Annotated in this window: 11 protein-coding genes; 10 read left to right on the forward strand and 1 reads right to left on the reverse strand. The window is 46.1% G+C overall.

Annotated features, from left to right (window positions below):
* Positions 1-241: 241 nt before the first annotated feature.
* The 8 genes from secE to rpoC all read left to right on the forward strand — a co-directional run bounded on the left by secE (position 242) and on the right by rpoC (position 12,229).
* Positions 242-619 carry a preprotein translocase subunit SecE gene (gene secE / locus MD535_RS18690; RefSeq protein WP_265676573.1) on the forward strand — a complete coding sequence of 126 codons (378 nt, stop codon included), beginning with the start codon at positions 242-244 and terminating at the stop codon, positions 617-619.
* Positions 620-632: 13 nt separating this feature from the next.
* Positions 633-1,181 carry a transcription termination/antitermination protein NusG gene (gene nusG / locus MD535_RS18695; RefSeq protein WP_265676575.1) on the forward strand — a complete coding sequence of 183 codons (549 nt, stop codon included), beginning with the start codon at positions 633-635 and terminating at the stop codon, positions 1,179-1,181.
* 145 nt (positions 1,182-1,326) lie between these two features.
* Positions 1,327-1,755: a 50S ribosomal protein L11 gene (gene rplK / locus MD535_RS18700; protein WP_102471020.1), complete on the forward strand. Its 429-nt coding sequence runs from the start codon at positions 1,327-1,329 to the stop codon at positions 1,753-1,755.
* Between the two features lie 4 nt (positions 1,756-1,759).
* Positions 1,760-2,461, forward strand: a complete 702-nt coding sequence (rplA, locus tag MD535_RS18705) for a 50S ribosomal protein L1 (RefSeq protein WP_250619766.1) — start codon at positions 1,760-1,762, stop codon at positions 2,459-2,461.
* 285 nt (positions 2,462-2,746) lie between these two features.
* On the forward strand, positions 2,747-3,241 hold the full coding sequence (rplJ, locus tag MD535_RS18710) for a 50S ribosomal protein L10 (RefSeq protein ID WP_017077558.1): 495 nt from the start codon (positions 2,747-2,749) through the stop codon (positions 3,239-3,241).
* A 57-nt stretch (positions 3,242-3,298) separates the two neighbouring features.
* On the forward strand, positions 3,299-3,667 hold the full coding sequence (rplL, locus tag MD535_RS18715; protein ID WP_265676586.1) for a 50S ribosomal protein L7/L12: 369 nt from the start codon (positions 3,299-3,301) through the stop codon (positions 3,665-3,667).
* Positions 3,668-3,916: 249 nt separating this feature from the next.
* On the forward strand, positions 3,917-7,942 hold the full coding sequence (gene rpoB / locus MD535_RS18720; protein ID WP_265676587.1) for a DNA-directed RNA polymerase subunit beta: 4,026 nt from the start codon (positions 3,917-3,919) through the stop codon (positions 7,940-7,942).
* Between the two features lie 84 nt (positions 7,943-8,026).
* Entirely contained in the window at positions 8,027-12,229 is a 4,203-nt protein-coding gene (rpoC, locus tag MD535_RS18725) for a DNA-directed RNA polymerase subunit beta' (RefSeq protein WP_265676588.1), read from the forward strand.
* A gap of 167 nt (positions 12,230-12,396) precedes the next feature.
* Here rpoC and rsd read toward each other — a convergent pair whose 3' ends face one another.
* Positions 12,397-12,891, reverse strand: a complete 495-nt coding sequence (rsd, locus tag MD535_RS18730; protein ID WP_265676639.1) for a sigma D regulator — start codon at positions 12,889-12,891, stop codon at positions 12,397-12,399.
* Between the two features lie 183 nt (positions 12,892-13,074).
* Between rsd and nudC the strand changes: the two genes are divergently transcribed.
* A complete protein-coding gene (gene nudC / locus MD535_RS18735; RefSeq protein ID WP_265676589.1) occupies positions 13,075-13,872 on the forward strand; it encodes an NAD(+) diphosphatase in 798 nt (265 codons plus the stop codon).
* Positions 13,873-14,179: 307 nt separating this feature from the next.
* On the forward strand, positions 14,180-15,247 hold the full coding sequence (gene hemE / locus MD535_RS18740) for a uroporphyrinogen decarboxylase (RefSeq protein WP_265676590.1): 1,068 nt from the start codon (positions 14,180-14,182) through the stop codon (positions 15,245-15,247).
* Positions 15,248-15,407: the final 160 nt, after the last annotated feature.

A 15,407-nucleotide genomic window follows, 5' to 3' on the forward strand; every position in this document is an offset into this window, starting at 1 on the left:
ACGAAGCACTAGTAAAAAGGGCATCATTTGATGCCCTTTTTATGCGCTACTATTTATAGAGGCGCAATATTCGCCAATTTGGTGAATAATTAAAGGATTTTGAAGGCTGAGGAAGTGTTTAAACACTTGCTGAGCTTTTTGTAGGGTGTTGGTTTGACTCATATTTCACCAGCACAAAGGAATAAGCCCTGCAGCAGCGGGGTTGTTGTCGTCTAATAAAGACTTGTCACAGGTTGGTTTTATGAAAGCAAACGCTGAAGCTCCTGAAAGCTCAAATGCAGCAGATGTAATGAAGTGGATTGTCGCTTTTGCTCTGTTGGCCGCCGCTGTTGTGGGTAATTACCTGTATGGAGAGCTTTCAGTAGTACTCCGTGCTGCAGGTGTCGTTGTATTGATTGCAGTAGCACTAGGTGTTGCCGCTACAACAACAAAAGGTAAAGCTGCGATTTTGTTTGCTCGTGAAGCGCGAGTAGAAGTGCGCAAAGTGGTATGGCCAACGCGCCAAGAAACGACGCAAACTACGTTAATCGTCCTAGCTGTAAGTGTTGTGATGGCACTAGCGCTATGGGGTATTGACGGCATTATGGTTCGCCTAGTGGCTTTAGTAACCGGGATATAGAGGGTCTTAATTCATGAGTGAAGCTCCGAAAAAACGCTGGTACGTTGTTCAAGCCTTCTCAGGTTTTGAAGGACGTGTGGCTCAGTCTCTTCGCGAACATATTAAAATGCACGCGATGGAAGACTACTTTGGCGAAGTGCTAGTACCAACTGAAGAAGTTGTGGAAATCCGCGCTGGTCAACGTCGTAAAAGTGAGCGTAAGTTCTTCCCAGGCTATGTTCTTGTTCAGATGTTGATGAACGATGAATCTTGGCACTTAGTGCGCAGTGTGCCACTTGTCATGGGCTTCATTGGTGGAACCTCTGACCGTCCTGCACCTATCACAGATAAAGAAGCGGATGCTATTCTTAACCGTTTAGAGAAAGCAAGTGAAGCACCTCGTCCAAGAACAATGTTCGAAGCGGGTGAAGTGGTACGTGTGAACGATGGTCCATTCGCAGACTTCAACGGTACCGTTGAAGAAGTGGATTACGACAAGAGCCGCATTAAAGTGTCTGTATCGATCTTTGGTCGTGCAACACCAGTTGAGCTTGAGTTTGGTCAAGTTGAAAAACTTGATTAAAAAAACACCTTTATAGGGTTGTTTAAGGCGCGAATTATGATTATAATTTCGCGCCTTTTTGCAGGTCTTGCTGCAAAAAGTATTTATTGAAAACTGGGGAGCTGATCGAATGGTTAGCGTCTGAACCCAAAAATTAGGAAATATCATGGCTAAGAAAGTTGAAGCTTATATCAAGTTGCAAGTTGCAGCAGGTATGGCGAACCCTAGTCCACCGGTTGGTCCTGCTCTAGGTCAACACGGTGTGAACATCATGGAATTCTGTAAAGCGTTTAACGCAAAAACAGAATCTGTTGAGAAAGGTCTACCGACTCCAGTAGTAATCACTGTTTACAGTGACCGCTCTTTCACATTCGTAACTAAAACTCCACCTGCTGCTGTTCTTCTTAAGAAAGCTGCTGGCGTTAAGTCTGGCTCTGGCCGTCCTAACACTGAAAAAGTGGGTACAGTTACAGATGCTCAAATCCAAGAAATCGCAGAAACTAAAGCTGCTGATATGACTGGTGCTGATATTGAAGCGATGAAGCGTTCTATTGCGGGTACTGCTCGTTCAATGGGCCTAGTGGTAGAGGGTTAAGATCATGGCAAAACTTACTAAGCGTATGCGCGTAATCCGCGACAAAGTTGAAGTAACTAAAGAATACGACATCAACGAAGCTGTAGCTCTTCTTAAAGAACTAGCAACAGCTAAATTCGTAGAGTCTGTAGACGTTGCTGTTAACCTAGGCATCGATGCTCGTAAATCTGACCAGAACGTACGTGGTGCAACTGTACTACCTCACGGTACTGGCCGCGAAATCCGCGTAGCAGTGTTCACTCAAGGTGCAAACGCTGAAGCAGCTAAAGCAGCTGGCGCAGACATCGTTGGTATGGAAGATCTTGCTGAGCAAGTGAAGAAGGGCGAAATGAACTTCGACGTAGTTGTTGCTTCTCCAGATGCAATGCGCGTTGTTGGTCAACTAGGTACTATCCTAGGTCCACGCGGCCTTATGCCAAACCCTAAAGTTGGTACTGTAACTCCTAACGTTGCTGAAGCGGTTAAGAACGCTAAAGCTGGTCAGGTTCGTTACCGTAACGACAAAAACGGCATCATCCACACTACAATCGGTAAAGTATCTTTCGAAGCTAACCAGCTTCAAGAGAACCTAGAGACTCTTCTAGTTGCTCTTAAGAAAGCTAAGCCGTCTTCAGCGAAAGGTGTTTTCCTGAAGAAAGTGAGCATCTCTACTACTATGGGTGCTGGCGTTACTGTGGATCAGGGTACCCTGAACACTCAAGCTTAATAGCCTAATCGCTTAAAAGCTTGCATAGGCGTAAAAATTATGTATAATTTTGCGCCTATCAAAATTTGTGGTTGAGGCTGATAATCCACTTGTGGAATGTCAGTCTCCGTCCAAGACCGTAGGCGTTCATTTTTCGATTTGAACTTAATTAAACCTACGTAGACGGTGCCCGACTTAAAGCGGGTTGATTTTTCGAAATCAATTGGCTTATGGGAATGCACCGTATTAGCTCTCGGCATCATTATGATGCTGGGTGGTGTAATAACAACCAGGAGTAAATCCCAAATGGCTTTAAACCTTCAAGACAAAAAAGCAATTGTTGCTGAAGTCAACGAAGCAGCCAGTGGTGCACTTTCTGCAGTTGTAGCTGACTCTCGTGGCGTTACTGTTGGCGCGATGACTTCTCTACGTAAACAAGCGCGTGAAGCGGGTGTTTACATGAGAGTTGTTCGTAACACACTAGCACGCCGTGCAGTAGAAGGTACTGAGTATGAGTGTCTACAAGACACATTTACTGGTCCTAGCCTACTTGCGTTCTCTAATGAGCACCCTGGTGCTGCAGCGCGTCTTTTCAAAGACTTCGCTAAAGAGAACAAAACATTCGAGATCAAAGCTGCTGCATTTGAAGGCGCAGTTACTGATGCTGATGTACTAGCGACACTACCAACTTACGACGAAGCAATTGCACGCCTAATGATGTGCATGAAAGAAGCTTCTGCTGGCAAGCTGGTTCGTACTATCGCTGCTGTTCGCGACCAAAAAGAAGAAGCTGCGGCTTAAGCCTTGCTTTTTACTGGTTGCTAAATAAACTTATTGTTGACTTAAAAGAGAATTGTTATGTCTATTACTAACGAGCAAATCCTAGACGCAGTTGCAGAAATGTCTGTAATGCAAGTTGTTGAGCTTATCGAAGCTATGGAAGAGAAATTCGGTGTTACTGCTGCTGCTGCAGTTGTAGCTGGTGGCGCAGCTGGCGGCGACGCTGCTGCTGAGCAAACTGAATTCGACGTAGTTCTTACTGCTGTTGGCGGTAACAAAGTATCTGTTATCAAAGCAGTACGTGGCGCAACTGGCCTAGGTCTTAAAGAAGCTAAAGCTCTTGTAGACGGCGCTCCTGCACCTCTTAAAGAAGGCGTAGAGAAAGCTGAAGCTGAAGCTCTTAAAGCTCAGCTAGAAGAAGCTGGTGCTACTGTTGAAATTAAGTAATTATTACTTAGTTTCATAGCCGACAGGCTAATGGCTGGTGGTTTATTAACCACCGGCCTTTTTGCGCTGTAGGGCATAGGTGAATTTTCCCGCTGTTTAAGCACCTATGTACCATGCAAAAAACGTTGCTCGACGCTTGAGTCAACGTCACTACAGTAAACAGTTGTTAGTCACTGTCCCATTACCCACCTTAAGTAACTAGGCTTGGGCGGACAGTTTGGGTCACTTATCAGCGAGCTGAGGAACCCCATGGTTTACTCTTATACCGAGAAAAAGCGCATCCGTAAGGACTTTGGTACTCGTCCACAAGTTTTGGACATTCCATACCTGCTATCGATCCAGCTTGATTCTTTCGACAAGTTTATCGAACAGGATCCTGAAGGACAATATGGACTTGAAGCTGCTTTTCGTTCTGTGTTTCCAATTCAGAGCTATAACGGCAATTCTGAGCTGCAATACGTTAGCTACCGTCTTGGCGAGCCAGTATTTGATGTTAAAGAATGTCAAATTCGTGGCGTAACTTATTCAAAACCACTTCGCGTAAAATTGCGCCTGGTTGTTTTTGATAAAGACGCACCAGCGGGTACTGTAAAAGATATTAAAGAACAAGAAGTCTACATGGGCGAAATTCCGCTTATGACAGACAATGGTACCTTCGTAATCAATGGTACCGAGAGGGTTATCGTATCCCAGCTGCACCGAAGCCCAGGCGTGTTCTTCGACAGCGATAAGGGTAAGACCCACTCTTCAGGTAAAGTTCTTTATAACGCACGTGTTATTCCTTACCGTGGTTCATGGCTCGACTTCGAGTTTGATCCTAAGGATAACTTGTACGTTCGAATCGACCGCCGTCGTAAACTACCAGCATCGATCATTCTTCGTGCACTAGGTAAAACGTCGGAAGAGATCCTCGATATCTTCTTCGATAAGATTAACTTCGAAGTAAAAGACCAAACTCTATTAATGGAGTTGGTACCGGAACGCCTACGTGGCGAGACCGCTTCTTTTGATATCGAAGCAAACGGCAAGACTTATGTTGAGACTGGCCGTCGCGTAACTGCGCGTCATATCCGTCAACTTGAGAAAGATGGCGTTGATTTCATTGAAGTACCTGTCGAGTACATCGTAGGGAAAGTAGCGTCTAAAGACTACATCAATGAAGCGACTGGCGAGATCATTGTTGGTGCAAACCACGAGATCAGCCTAGAAGCACTTGCGAACCTTTCGCAGGCTGGCCACAAGCAACTAGAAGTTCTATTTACGAACGATCTAGACCACGGTCCGTTCATGTCAGACACACTACGTGTCGACAGCACGGTAGACCGCATCTCTGCATTGGTAGAAATCTACCGCATGATGCGCCCGGGTGAGCCACCAACAAAAGAAGCGGCAGAATCGCTATTCGAAAGCCTATTCTTCGCTGAAGAGCGTTATGACCTATCGACTGTTGGTCGTATGAAGTTTAACAGCTCTATCGGTCGTGAAGACGCACTAGAGCAAGGCACACTTGACGAAACAGATATCGTTGAAGTGATGAAGAAACTGATTGCTATCCGTAACGGCATTGGCGAAGTGGACGATATCGACCACCTTGGCAACCGTCGTATCCGTAGCGTTGGTGAAATGGCTGAAAACCAATTCCGTGTTGGTCTAGTTCGTGTAGAACGCGCAGTGAAAGAACGCCTAAGCCTTGGTGACCTTGACGCTATCATGCCTCAAGATCTTATCAATGCTAAGCCAATTTCTGCAGCCGTTAAAGAATTCTTTGGCTCTTCACAGCTGTCTCAGTTTATGGACCAAAACAACCCGTTATCAGAAGTGACGCACAAACGTCGTATTTCTGCATTGGGTCCTGGCGGTCTAACTCGTGAGCGTGCTGGCTTTGAAGTACGTGACGTACACGTTACGCACTACGGTCGTCTATGTCCGATCGAAACGCCAGAAGGTCCAAACATCGGTTTGATTAACTCATTGTCAGCGTTTGCACGTTGTAACGAGTACGGTTTCCTAGAAACACCGTACCGTCGTGTTGTTGATGGTGTAGTTACTGACGAAGTTGATTACTTATCAGCTATCGAAGAAGGTCAATTCGTTATCGCACAGGCAAATGCTGCGTTAACAGCGGAAGGGACATTCGACGATGAACTGATCACAGCTCGTCAAAAAGGTGAATCTGGTCTTCACCCACGCGACCATGTTAACTACATGGACGTTGCAACCAACCAAGTAGTATCTATCGCTGCCTCGCTTATCCCGTTCCTAGAACACGATGATGCGAACCGTGCATTGATGGGTGCGAACATGCAACGTCAAGCCGTTCCAACACTGAAGGCTGATAAGCCACTTGTTGGTACTGGTATTGAGCGTAACGTAGCCGTTGACTCGGGCGTTACCGCGGTAGCGAAACGTGGCGGTATGGTGCAGTCTGTTGACGCATCTCGTATCGTAGTTAAGGTTAATGAAGATGAGCTGATTCCTGGTGAAGCAGGCATCGACATTTACAACCTGACTAAGTACACGCGTTCGAACCAGAACACTTGTATTAACCAACGTCCAACGGTACTTCCTGGTGAGCCTGTTGCTCGCGGTGATGTATTGGCTGATGGTCCTTCAACGGATCTCGGTGAATTGGCACTTGGTCAAAACATGCGTATCGCGTTCATGCCTTGGAACGGTTACAACTTCGAAGACTCGATCTTAGTATCTGAGCGCGTAGTTCAAGAAGACCGCTTCACGACTATCCACATCCAAGAGCTTTCTTGTGTGGCACGTGATACTAAGCTGGGTTCTGAAGAGATCACAGCGGATATTCCAAACGTAGGTGAATCTGCTCTGTCTAAACTAGACGAGTCAGGTATCGTTTACATTGGTGCTGAAGTTAAGGGTGGCGACATCCTAGTTGGTAAAGTAACCCCTAAAGGTGAAACGCAACTAACGCCTGAAGAGAAGCTACTACGTGCGATCTTCGGTGAAAAAGCATCAGATGTTAAAGATACATCACTACGTGTACCAAACTCTGTTTCTGGTACCATCATCGACGTTCAAGTCTTTACTCGCGATGGCGTAGAAAAAGACAAACGTGCTCTAGAAATAGAGCAGATGCAGCTTAAAGAAGCGAAGAAAGACCTGACTGAAGAGTTCCAAATTCTTGAAGGTGGTCTACTAGCGCGTGTAAGAGCTGTACTTCTTCAAGGTGGTTACTCTGAAGAGAAGCTTGATACTATCGGTCGTAAGAGATGGCTAGAGCTAACGCTAGAAGATGACGCACTGCAAACTCAACTTGAGCAACTTGCAGAGCAAAACGACGAGCTAAAAGCAGACTTCGATAAGAAGTTTGAAACTAAGCGTCGTAAGATCACTCAAGGTGATGATCTAGCGCCTGGCGTTCTTAAGATTGTTAAAGTTTACCTAGCGGTTAAACGTCGTATCCAGCCTGGTGATAAGATGGCCGGTCGTCACGGTAACAAGGGTGTAATCTCTAAGATCAACCCTGTTGAAGACATGCCATATGATGGCAAAGGTCAGCCTGTTGACATCGTGCTTAACCCACTGGGTGTACCTTCGCGTATGAACATCGGTCAGATCCTAGAAGTTCACTTAGGTCTGGCGGCGAAAGGTATCGGTGACAAGATTAACCAAATGGTTAAAGAGCAACAAGAACTCGCGAAATTCCGTGAATTCTTGCAAAAAGTCTACGACCTAGGCGGTACTCGCCAGAACGTTGACATTGCTGAATTGTCCGACGACGAAGTTCGTACATTGGTGAAAAACCTACGTGGTGGTCTACCAATTGCGACACCAGTATTTGATGGTGCTACTGAAGGCTCTATTAAAGAACTATTGAAACTTGGCGACCTACCTGAATCTGGTCAGTTAACCTTGTTTGATGGTCGTACTGGTGACCAGTTTGAGCGTCCTGTAACTGTTGGTTACATGTACATGCTGAAACTGAACCACTTGGTTGACGATAAGATGCACGCTCGTTCTACTGGTTCGTACAGCCTAGTAACTCAGCAACCACTTGGTGGTAAAGCTCAGTTCGGTGGTCAGCGTTTCGGTGAGATGGAAGTATGGGCACTAGAAGCATACGGTGCGGCTTACACTCTACAAGAAATGCTAACGGTTAAGTCTGATGACGTTAACGGTCGTACGAAGATGTATAAGAACATCGTCGACGGCAACCACAGCATGGAACCTGGCATGCCAGAATCGTTCAACGTACTGTTGAAAGAGATCCGCTCGCTAGGTATCAACATCGAGCTAGAAGACGAATAATCCTTTATTAGGGTTATCTGGTAGGAAGGCGCTCGCTCTATAGTTTAAGAGCGGGCCCCTTTTAACTCCTCACAGGAGCTGATTGTGAAAGACTTATTAAACTTTCTAAAAGCACAGCATAAGACCGAAGAATTTGATGCAATCAAAATCGGTCTATCTTCACCTGACATGATTCGTTCATGGTCTTTTGGTGAAGTTAAGAAACCAGAAACGATCAACTATCGTACGTTCAAGCCTGAGCGTGATGGTCTATTCTGTGCGCGTATTTTTGGTCCAGTTAAAGACTACGAATGTCTTTGTGGCAAATACAAGCGTTTGAAACACCGCGGTGTTATCTGTGAAAAGTGTGGCGTTGAAGTAACGCAAACTAAAGTTCGTCGTGACCGTATGGGCCACATCGAGCTTGCTTCACCTGTTGCTCACATCTGGTTCCTAAAATCACTGCCGTCTCGTATCGGTTTGTTGATGGATATCCCTCTACGTGATATCGAACGCGTACTGTACTTTGAAATGTACGTCGTGACAGAACCAGGCATGACTGATCTAGAAAAATCACAGATGCTTACTGAAGATGAGTATCTTGATCGCCTAGAAGAGTGGGGTGATGAGTTCACAGCTAAGATGGGTGCAGAAGCGATCAAAGATCTGCTGTCTACTATGGACATGCACGCAGAAGCGGAACAAATGCGCGAAGAGTTAGAAACCACTAACTCTGAAACTAAGCGTAAAAAAATCACTAAGCGCCTGAAGCTAGTTGAAGCCTTCATTCAATCGGGTAACAACCCAGAATGGATGATCTTGACTGTTCTTCCGGTTCTACCGCCAGATCTACGTCCTCTAGTTCCACTAGATGGCGGTCGTTTTGCGACATCTGATCTGAACGACCTTTACCGTCGTGTGATTAACCGTAACAACCGTTTGAAGCGTCTTCTAGAGCTAGCGGCTCCAGACATCATCGTACGTAACGAAAAGCGTATGCTGCAAGAGTCTGTTGATGCCCTTCTAGATAACGGTCGTCGCGGTCGTGCGATCACAGGTTCGAACAAGCGTCCTCTGAAATCTCTTGCTGATATGATCAAGGGTAAACAAGGTCGTTTCCGTCAGAACCTTCTAGGTAAACGTGTAGACTACTCTGGCCGTTCTGTAATCACAGTAGGTCCATACCTTCGTCTACACCAGTGTGGTCTTCCTAAGAAGATGGCACTAGAGCTATTTAAACCATTCATCTATAGCAAGCTAGAAACTCGTGGCATGGCGACGACAATCAAAGCAGCTAAGAAAATGGTAGAGCGCGAAGAAGCGATCGTTTGGGATATCCTAGACGAAGTTATCCGCGAACACCCAGTACTGCTTAACCGTGCACCTACACTTCACCGTCTAGGTATCCAAGCGTTTGAACCAGTACTAATCGAAGGTAAAGCGATTCAGCTTCACCCACTAGTGTGTGCGGCTTATAACGCCGACTTCGATGGTGACCAAATGGCGGTTCACGTGCCTCTAACTTTAGAAGCACAGCTTGAAGCACGTACACTGATGATGTCGACGAATAACATTCTGTCTCCAGCATCAGGTGATCCGATCATCGTACCTTCTCAGGACGTTGTATTGGGTCTTTACTACATGACGCGTGACAAGATCAACGTTAAAGGTGAAGGTATGTACCTTGCTGGCCCTGAAGAGGCTGAGAAGGCATACCGTACTAAGAGCGCAGAGCTTCACGCTCGCGTAAAAGTACGTATCACTGAGACAGTGGTTGACGAAGATGGTAACAGCACAACAAGCACAGGCATGGTAGATACTACTGTTGGTCGTGCAATGTTGTGGCAAATCGTACCAACGGGTCTTCCATACAGCTTGGTAAACCAAAAGCTAGGTAAGAAGCAAATCTCTAACCTACTGAACGAGTGTTACCGTAAGCTGGGTCTGAAAGACACAGTAATTTTTGCTGACCAAATCATGTACGCTGGTTTCGCTTACGCGGCACTATCAGGCGTTTCAGTTGGTATCGATGACATGGTTGTACCTCAAGCGAAGTACGACGAAATCGAATCAGCAGAAGAAGAAGTTCGCGAAATTCAAGATCAGTTCCAATCTGGTCTAGTAACCGCGGGTGAGCGCTACAACAAAGTGATCGATATTTGGGCTTCGACCAATGATCGCGTAGCGAAAGCGATGATGGACAACCTTTCATCTGAAACGGTTATTAACCGTGACGGTGAAGAAGAGCAACAAGAGTCGTTTAACAGCATCTACATGATGGCTGACTCGGGCGCTCGTGGTTCTGCCGCTCAGATTCGTCAGCTTGCTGGTATGCGTGGTCTGATGGCACGTCCAGATGGTTCAATCATCGAGACACCAATCACCGCGAACTTTAAAGAAGGTCTAAACGTCCTTCAGTACTTTATCTCAACGCACGGTGCTCGTAAGGGTCTTGCGGATACAGCACTGAAAACAGCAAACTCGGGTTACCTAACTCGTCGTCTAGTAGACGTTGCTCAAGACGTTGTAGTTCACGAACATGACTGTGGCACCCATGAAGGTGTTGACATGATGCCTCACATCGAAGGTGGTGACGTTAAAGTTGCACTTTCTGAGTTGGCTCTTGGTCGTGTAGTGGCTGAAGACGTTCTTAAGCCGGGTACTGAAGATGTTCTGATTCCACGTAATACTCTGATTGATGAGAAGTGGTGTCAAATCATGGAAGATAACTCTGTAGATAGCATGAAAGTGCGCTCAGTAGTTACCTGTGATGCGGACTTCGGTTGTTGTGCACAGTGTTACGGTCGTGACCTAGCACGTGGTCACCTAGTGAACCAAGGTGAAGCAGTTGGCGTTATTGCTGCTCAGTCTATCGGTGAACCGGGTACACAGCTAACGATGCGTACGTTCCACATCGGTGGTGCAGCATCGACAGCGGCAGCAGAAAACAGCATCCAAGCGAAGACAACGGGTACCGTTAAACTTCATAACGCTAAGTTTGTTATCAACAAAGATAAGAAACTGGTTATCACTTCTCGTGCATCTGAGATGACGATTATTGATGAGTTTGGCCGTACTAAAGAGAAGCACAAACTTCCTTACGGTTCGATCCTAAGCAAAGCAGACAACGACGCAGTACAAGCTGGTGACGTTGTGGCTAACTGGGAAGCGCACACACTGCCAATCATCACTGAAGTGGCAGGTCGCATCCAGTTTGTTGACATGATCGATGGCGTAACTGTTTCTCGTCAAACAGATGACCTAACTGGTCTATCTTCAAGTGAAGTAACTGAACCAGCTGCTCGTCCAGCTGCAGGTAAAGATATGCGTCCAGCTATCAAACTTGTAGATGAGCAAGGTAAAGACGTAATGATCGCCGGCACAGATATGCCAGCACTTTACTTCCTACCTGGTAAAGCGATCGTTAACATTGAAGATGGCGCAGAAGTTGGCGTTGGTGACACGTTATCTCGTATTCCTCAGAAATCTGGCGGAAACCGAGACATCACCGGTGGTCTACCTCGCGTAGCGGATCTATTTGAAGCTCGTAAGCCTAAAGAGCCAGCAATTCTTGCTGAGCACTCAGGTATGGTTTCATTTGGTAAAGAGACCAAGGGTAAACGTCGTCTAATTATCACTCGCGATGGCGGTGATAATTACGAAGAGATGATTCCTAAGCATCGTCAGTTGAACGTGTTCGAAGGCGAACGTGTTGAACGTGGTGACGTAATTGCTGATGGTCCAGAAACTCCACATGACATTCTACGTCTACGTGGCATTCACGCTGTGACACAATACATCGCGAACGAAGTTCAAGAAGTATACCGTCTACAAGGCGTTAAGATTAACGATAAGCACATCGAGACTATCGTTCGTCAAATGCTACGTAAGTGTACAATTACACATGCTGGTGACTCTGAGTTCTTACCTGGTGAGCAAGTTGAATACCACAACGTTAAGATCGCTAACCGCGCTCTAGAAGCGGAAGGTAAAGAACTAGTACGTTTCGAACGTGACCTACTAGGTATTACGAAAGCCTCTCTTGCAACTGAGTCATTTATCTCAGCGGCATCGTTCCAAGAGACAACACGTGTACTAACAGAAGCGGCAGTTTCTGGTAAGCGTGATGATCTTCGTGGTCTGAAAGAGAACGTAATTGTTGGTCGTTTGATTCCAGCAGGTACAGGTTTTGCGTATCACCAAGACCGTCAAGCTAAGCGTAACGAAGTACAAGAAGGCCCGTCAGCTGAACAAGCAACGGATAACCTAGCAGCACTTCTAAATGCAGGCTTCTCTTCTGACGAGTAATCGTTGTTAGAGACATGAAAAAAGGCGCCGAAAGGCGCCTTTTTTGTATCTGTCTGGTAGGGAATAAAGGATAATGGTTCCTGGTTCCTGGTTCCTGGTTCCTAGGGACGCGTTTCACCCCTTTCCTAGGAAAGAGGCGATGGCATTCTAATGTCGTTTGCTTAACTCTATGCCCCAGGCGGTATCGCTAAACTGTCGGCAATTAGCTGTATCAGTAGGTCTTCAACTTCAAAGCGCAGTTCTAAAATCTCGCCCACTTTCGACATGTCCGGTTCAAAACTTGGCAAATCATTGTCTTGTGAAAGCCCGACATACTTATCGTTGAATTCAAGTAACGGCTCAGTGGTTAGAACGATTTTAGCGTACGTCCCATCAATTTCTTCATTGGTCTTAAAGCCCGTTGCTTTCCACTTGTCCATCACCATATCGTAGATCTTGAAATGACCTTCAGAGATATAGTCAACTAAGTGATTACAAAATGAGCCAATATCTGATGGAGCAGGAAGCTCAATGACATTCGATTGAGAAGAGGCGGGTTGCAGCGCGGCAAGCTTACAATATTCAACAATAAGCGCTTGTCTTGTTTCTAACCAATGATCGATGACTTCACTAGAGCCACCCCATTGTTCTTGTGCATTTTTAAATTTATTCAGCATGACCATGTCCTCATGATCGGGGCTACGATCTGCAGCCACACGTTTTGCAATAACCTTAAGTGTTGAAATAACACATGGTTAGTGAGAAATTGATTCCCTTGGTACCAGATTTAGAATTTCTAATTTTCCAGCTGGTATGAAATTAGATTGCCAGTAAAATGGATGAACTGCAAGCGCTGAGGATTCAAGATGTTAAAAAAAAGTGAAGATGCTATTCATCCTGCCTATTGGTGTATTGTATCCGGAAGTGAGCTCTGGCTTCATGATGGTGTGCTTCCTTATGGTCCAGCGGAAGCATTTTCTCTTCCTGCATCAGAAGCGGTCAAGATTGGTGAGTTTGAAGGCACGCCCGTGATGTGGATTAACGATGCCAACCTGGATGACCAGCGAACCATGACCTCCTTGCGAGAGCTGTTGTCTTTACCAGAAGCTCTATTTTGTCTGGTGTCGAAGGCAGTACAGTATGGGCATATGACTCAGACAATGCGTTTTTGCCCGCAGTGTGGCGGGCGGGCGCACTTAAATCATAATCAGTTGGCAATGCAGTGCCAAGATTGCCGTACACTGCATTACCCACGCATTTTTCCTTGTATCATCGTTGCCGTGCGTAAAGGCAACGAAATCTTACTTGCGCAGCATCAGCGGCATGCGGGAGGGATGTATACGGTTATCGCTGGGTTTCTCGAAGTCGGGGAAACGTTGGAAACCTGTGTCGCTCGTGAAGTTTATGAAGAAACAGGTATAAAAGTGAACAACATACGCTATGTCGGGAGCCAACCTTGGGCGTTTCCGAGCAGCATGATGATGGCATTTTTAGCCGACTACGAAAGTGGCGACGTGAAACCGGATTATCACGAACTCAAAGATGCGCAGTGGTTTGATACCAGCAAGTTGCCATTGGTTGCTCCAAAAGGCACCATCGCTCGGGCACTCATTGAAGAAACAGTGACTCAAGTGAGTATTGAGAAAAATGCAGCGAGAAAATAGATAAAAAAAACCCTCCGCAAGCGGAGGGGGTAAGTAAGATGTCGTTATGAGATGCTGAGTGTAACACTCAGTATATTATTGTAATTTTCGCTAGCAGATTGATTTTTAACACCCCCGATTAGCGGTTGCAAACACACTCAACGTTTAGTTGTTAATAATATGATCTCGCCTGCAAAGTGTTGTCTTTTTGAGCGATAGCGCACGCAAGCGGACGACACTCAAATTTTGGTAAAAGAAATGTTATCTATGACTGCAAACCGTCAATGATTAGCGGTAAACTATGGCCTTTCGAATTGGAGAAAAATGAATGACGGAACTGAAGAACGATCGCTACCTTAGAGCGCTATTAAAAGAGCCAGTAGACCACACCCCTGTATGGATGATGCGTCAAGCTGGTCGTTATCTCCCAGAGTATCGCGCAACACGTGGTGTGGCGGGTGATTTTATGTCGCTGTGTAAAAATGCCGAGTTGGCTTCTGAGGTGACTCTTCAACCGCTTCGTCGTTTTCCTCTTGATGCGGCGATTCTATTTTCCGACATTCTGACGATTCCAGATGCGATGGGACTGGGTCTTTACTTCGAAACCGGTGAAGGTCCTAAATTTGAACGCCCAATTACGTGTAAGGCTGATGTTGAAAAAATCGGCCTACCTGATCCTGAAGGTGAACTGCAATACGTCATGAATGCGGTTCGTCAGATCCGTAAGGATTTAAAAGGCGAAGTACCTCTCATAGGCTTCTCTGGTAGCCCTTGGACGCTGGCAACTTACATGGTAGAAGGTGGCAGCTCAAAAGCCTTCACTAAAATCAAAAAAATGATGTACGCGGAACCGCAAACCTTGCACTTGTTGCTCGATAAACTGGCGGACAGCGTGATTGAGTACTTGAACGCACAAATTAAAGCTGGCGCACAATCCGTCATGGTATTTGATACTTGGGGTGGCGTGTTGACACCGCGAGATTACAACCTGTTCTCACTGCAGTACATGCACAAGATTGTTGATGGTCTAATTCGTGAAAACGAAGGTCGTCGCGTACCCGTGACACTGTTCACTAAAAATGGCGGCATGTGGTTAGAGCAAATCGCCGCAACAGGGTGTGATGCTCTTGGCTTAGACTGGACGATCAATATCGCCGATGCTAAGAAACGAGTGGGCGATAAAGTCGCCCTGCAAGGTAATATGGATCCTTCGATTCTTTACGCGCAACCAGAGCGCATTCGTGAAGAAGTCGCAACCATCCTTGAAGGGTTTGGCGACGATGGAACCGGGCATGTCTTCAACCTCGGTCACGGTATTCATCTAGATGTACCGCCAGAAAACGCCGGTGTTTTTGTGGACGCCGTTCATGAACTATCAAAGCCTTACCATAAGTAATTGCTGGTTAGCTCCAGCGCGCTTGCTGGCGAAGTAATGATAAACGCTCAGGGTTTCCCTGAGCGTTTTTTTATGGGTGAAGGATCTTATTAGTGAGAAATGTTGCTAAAGGGCAGGAACCTTAAGCGAACTTAGCTAAGCTTATTTCAGCGAGTACGAA

It is taken from the genome of Vibrio qingdaonensis (assembly GCF_026191675.1).
Classification (GTDB): domain Bacteria; phylum Pseudomonadota; class Gammaproteobacteria; order Enterobacterales; family Vibrionaceae; genus Vibrio; species Vibrio qingdaonensis.

Bases quoted from the DNA above. Each gene is read 5' to 3' on its own strand.
- rpoB (WP_265676587.1), top strand. From the start codon at position 3,917: ATGGTTTACTCTTATACCGAGAAAAAGCGCATCCGTAAGGACTTTGGT.
- rplA (WP_250619766.1), top strand. From the start codon at position 1,760: ATGGCAAAACTTACTAAGCGTATGCGCGTAATCCGCGACAAAGTTGAA.
- secE (WP_265676573.1), top strand. From the start codon at position 242: ATGAAAGCAAACGCTGAAGCTCCTGAAAGCTCAAATGCAGCAGATGTA.
- rsd (WP_265676639.1), bottom strand. From the start codon at position 12,891: ATGGTCATGCTGAATAAATTTAAAAATGCACAAGAACAATGGGGTGGC.
- rplK (WP_102471020.1), top strand. From the start codon at position 1,327: ATGGCTAAGAAAGTTGAAGCTTATATCAAGTTGCAAGTTGCAGCAGGT.
- nudC (WP_265676589.1), top strand. From the start codon at position 13,075: ATGTTAAAAAAAAGTGAAGATGCTATTCATCCTGCCTATTGGTGTATT.
- rplL (WP_265676586.1), top strand. From the start codon at position 3,299: ATGTCTATTACTAACGAGCAAATCCTAGACGCAGTTGCAGAAATGTCT.
- nusG (WP_265676575.1), top strand. From the start codon at position 633: ATGAGTGAAGCTCCGAAAAAACGCTGGTACGTTGTTCAAGCCTTCTCA.
- rplJ (WP_017077558.1), top strand. From the start codon at position 2,747: ATGGCTTTAAACCTTCAAGACAAAAAAGCAATTGTTGCTGAAGTCAAC.
- hemE (WP_265676590.1), top strand. From the start codon at position 14,180: ATGACGGAACTGAAGAACGATCGCTACCTTAGAGCGCTATTAAAAGAG.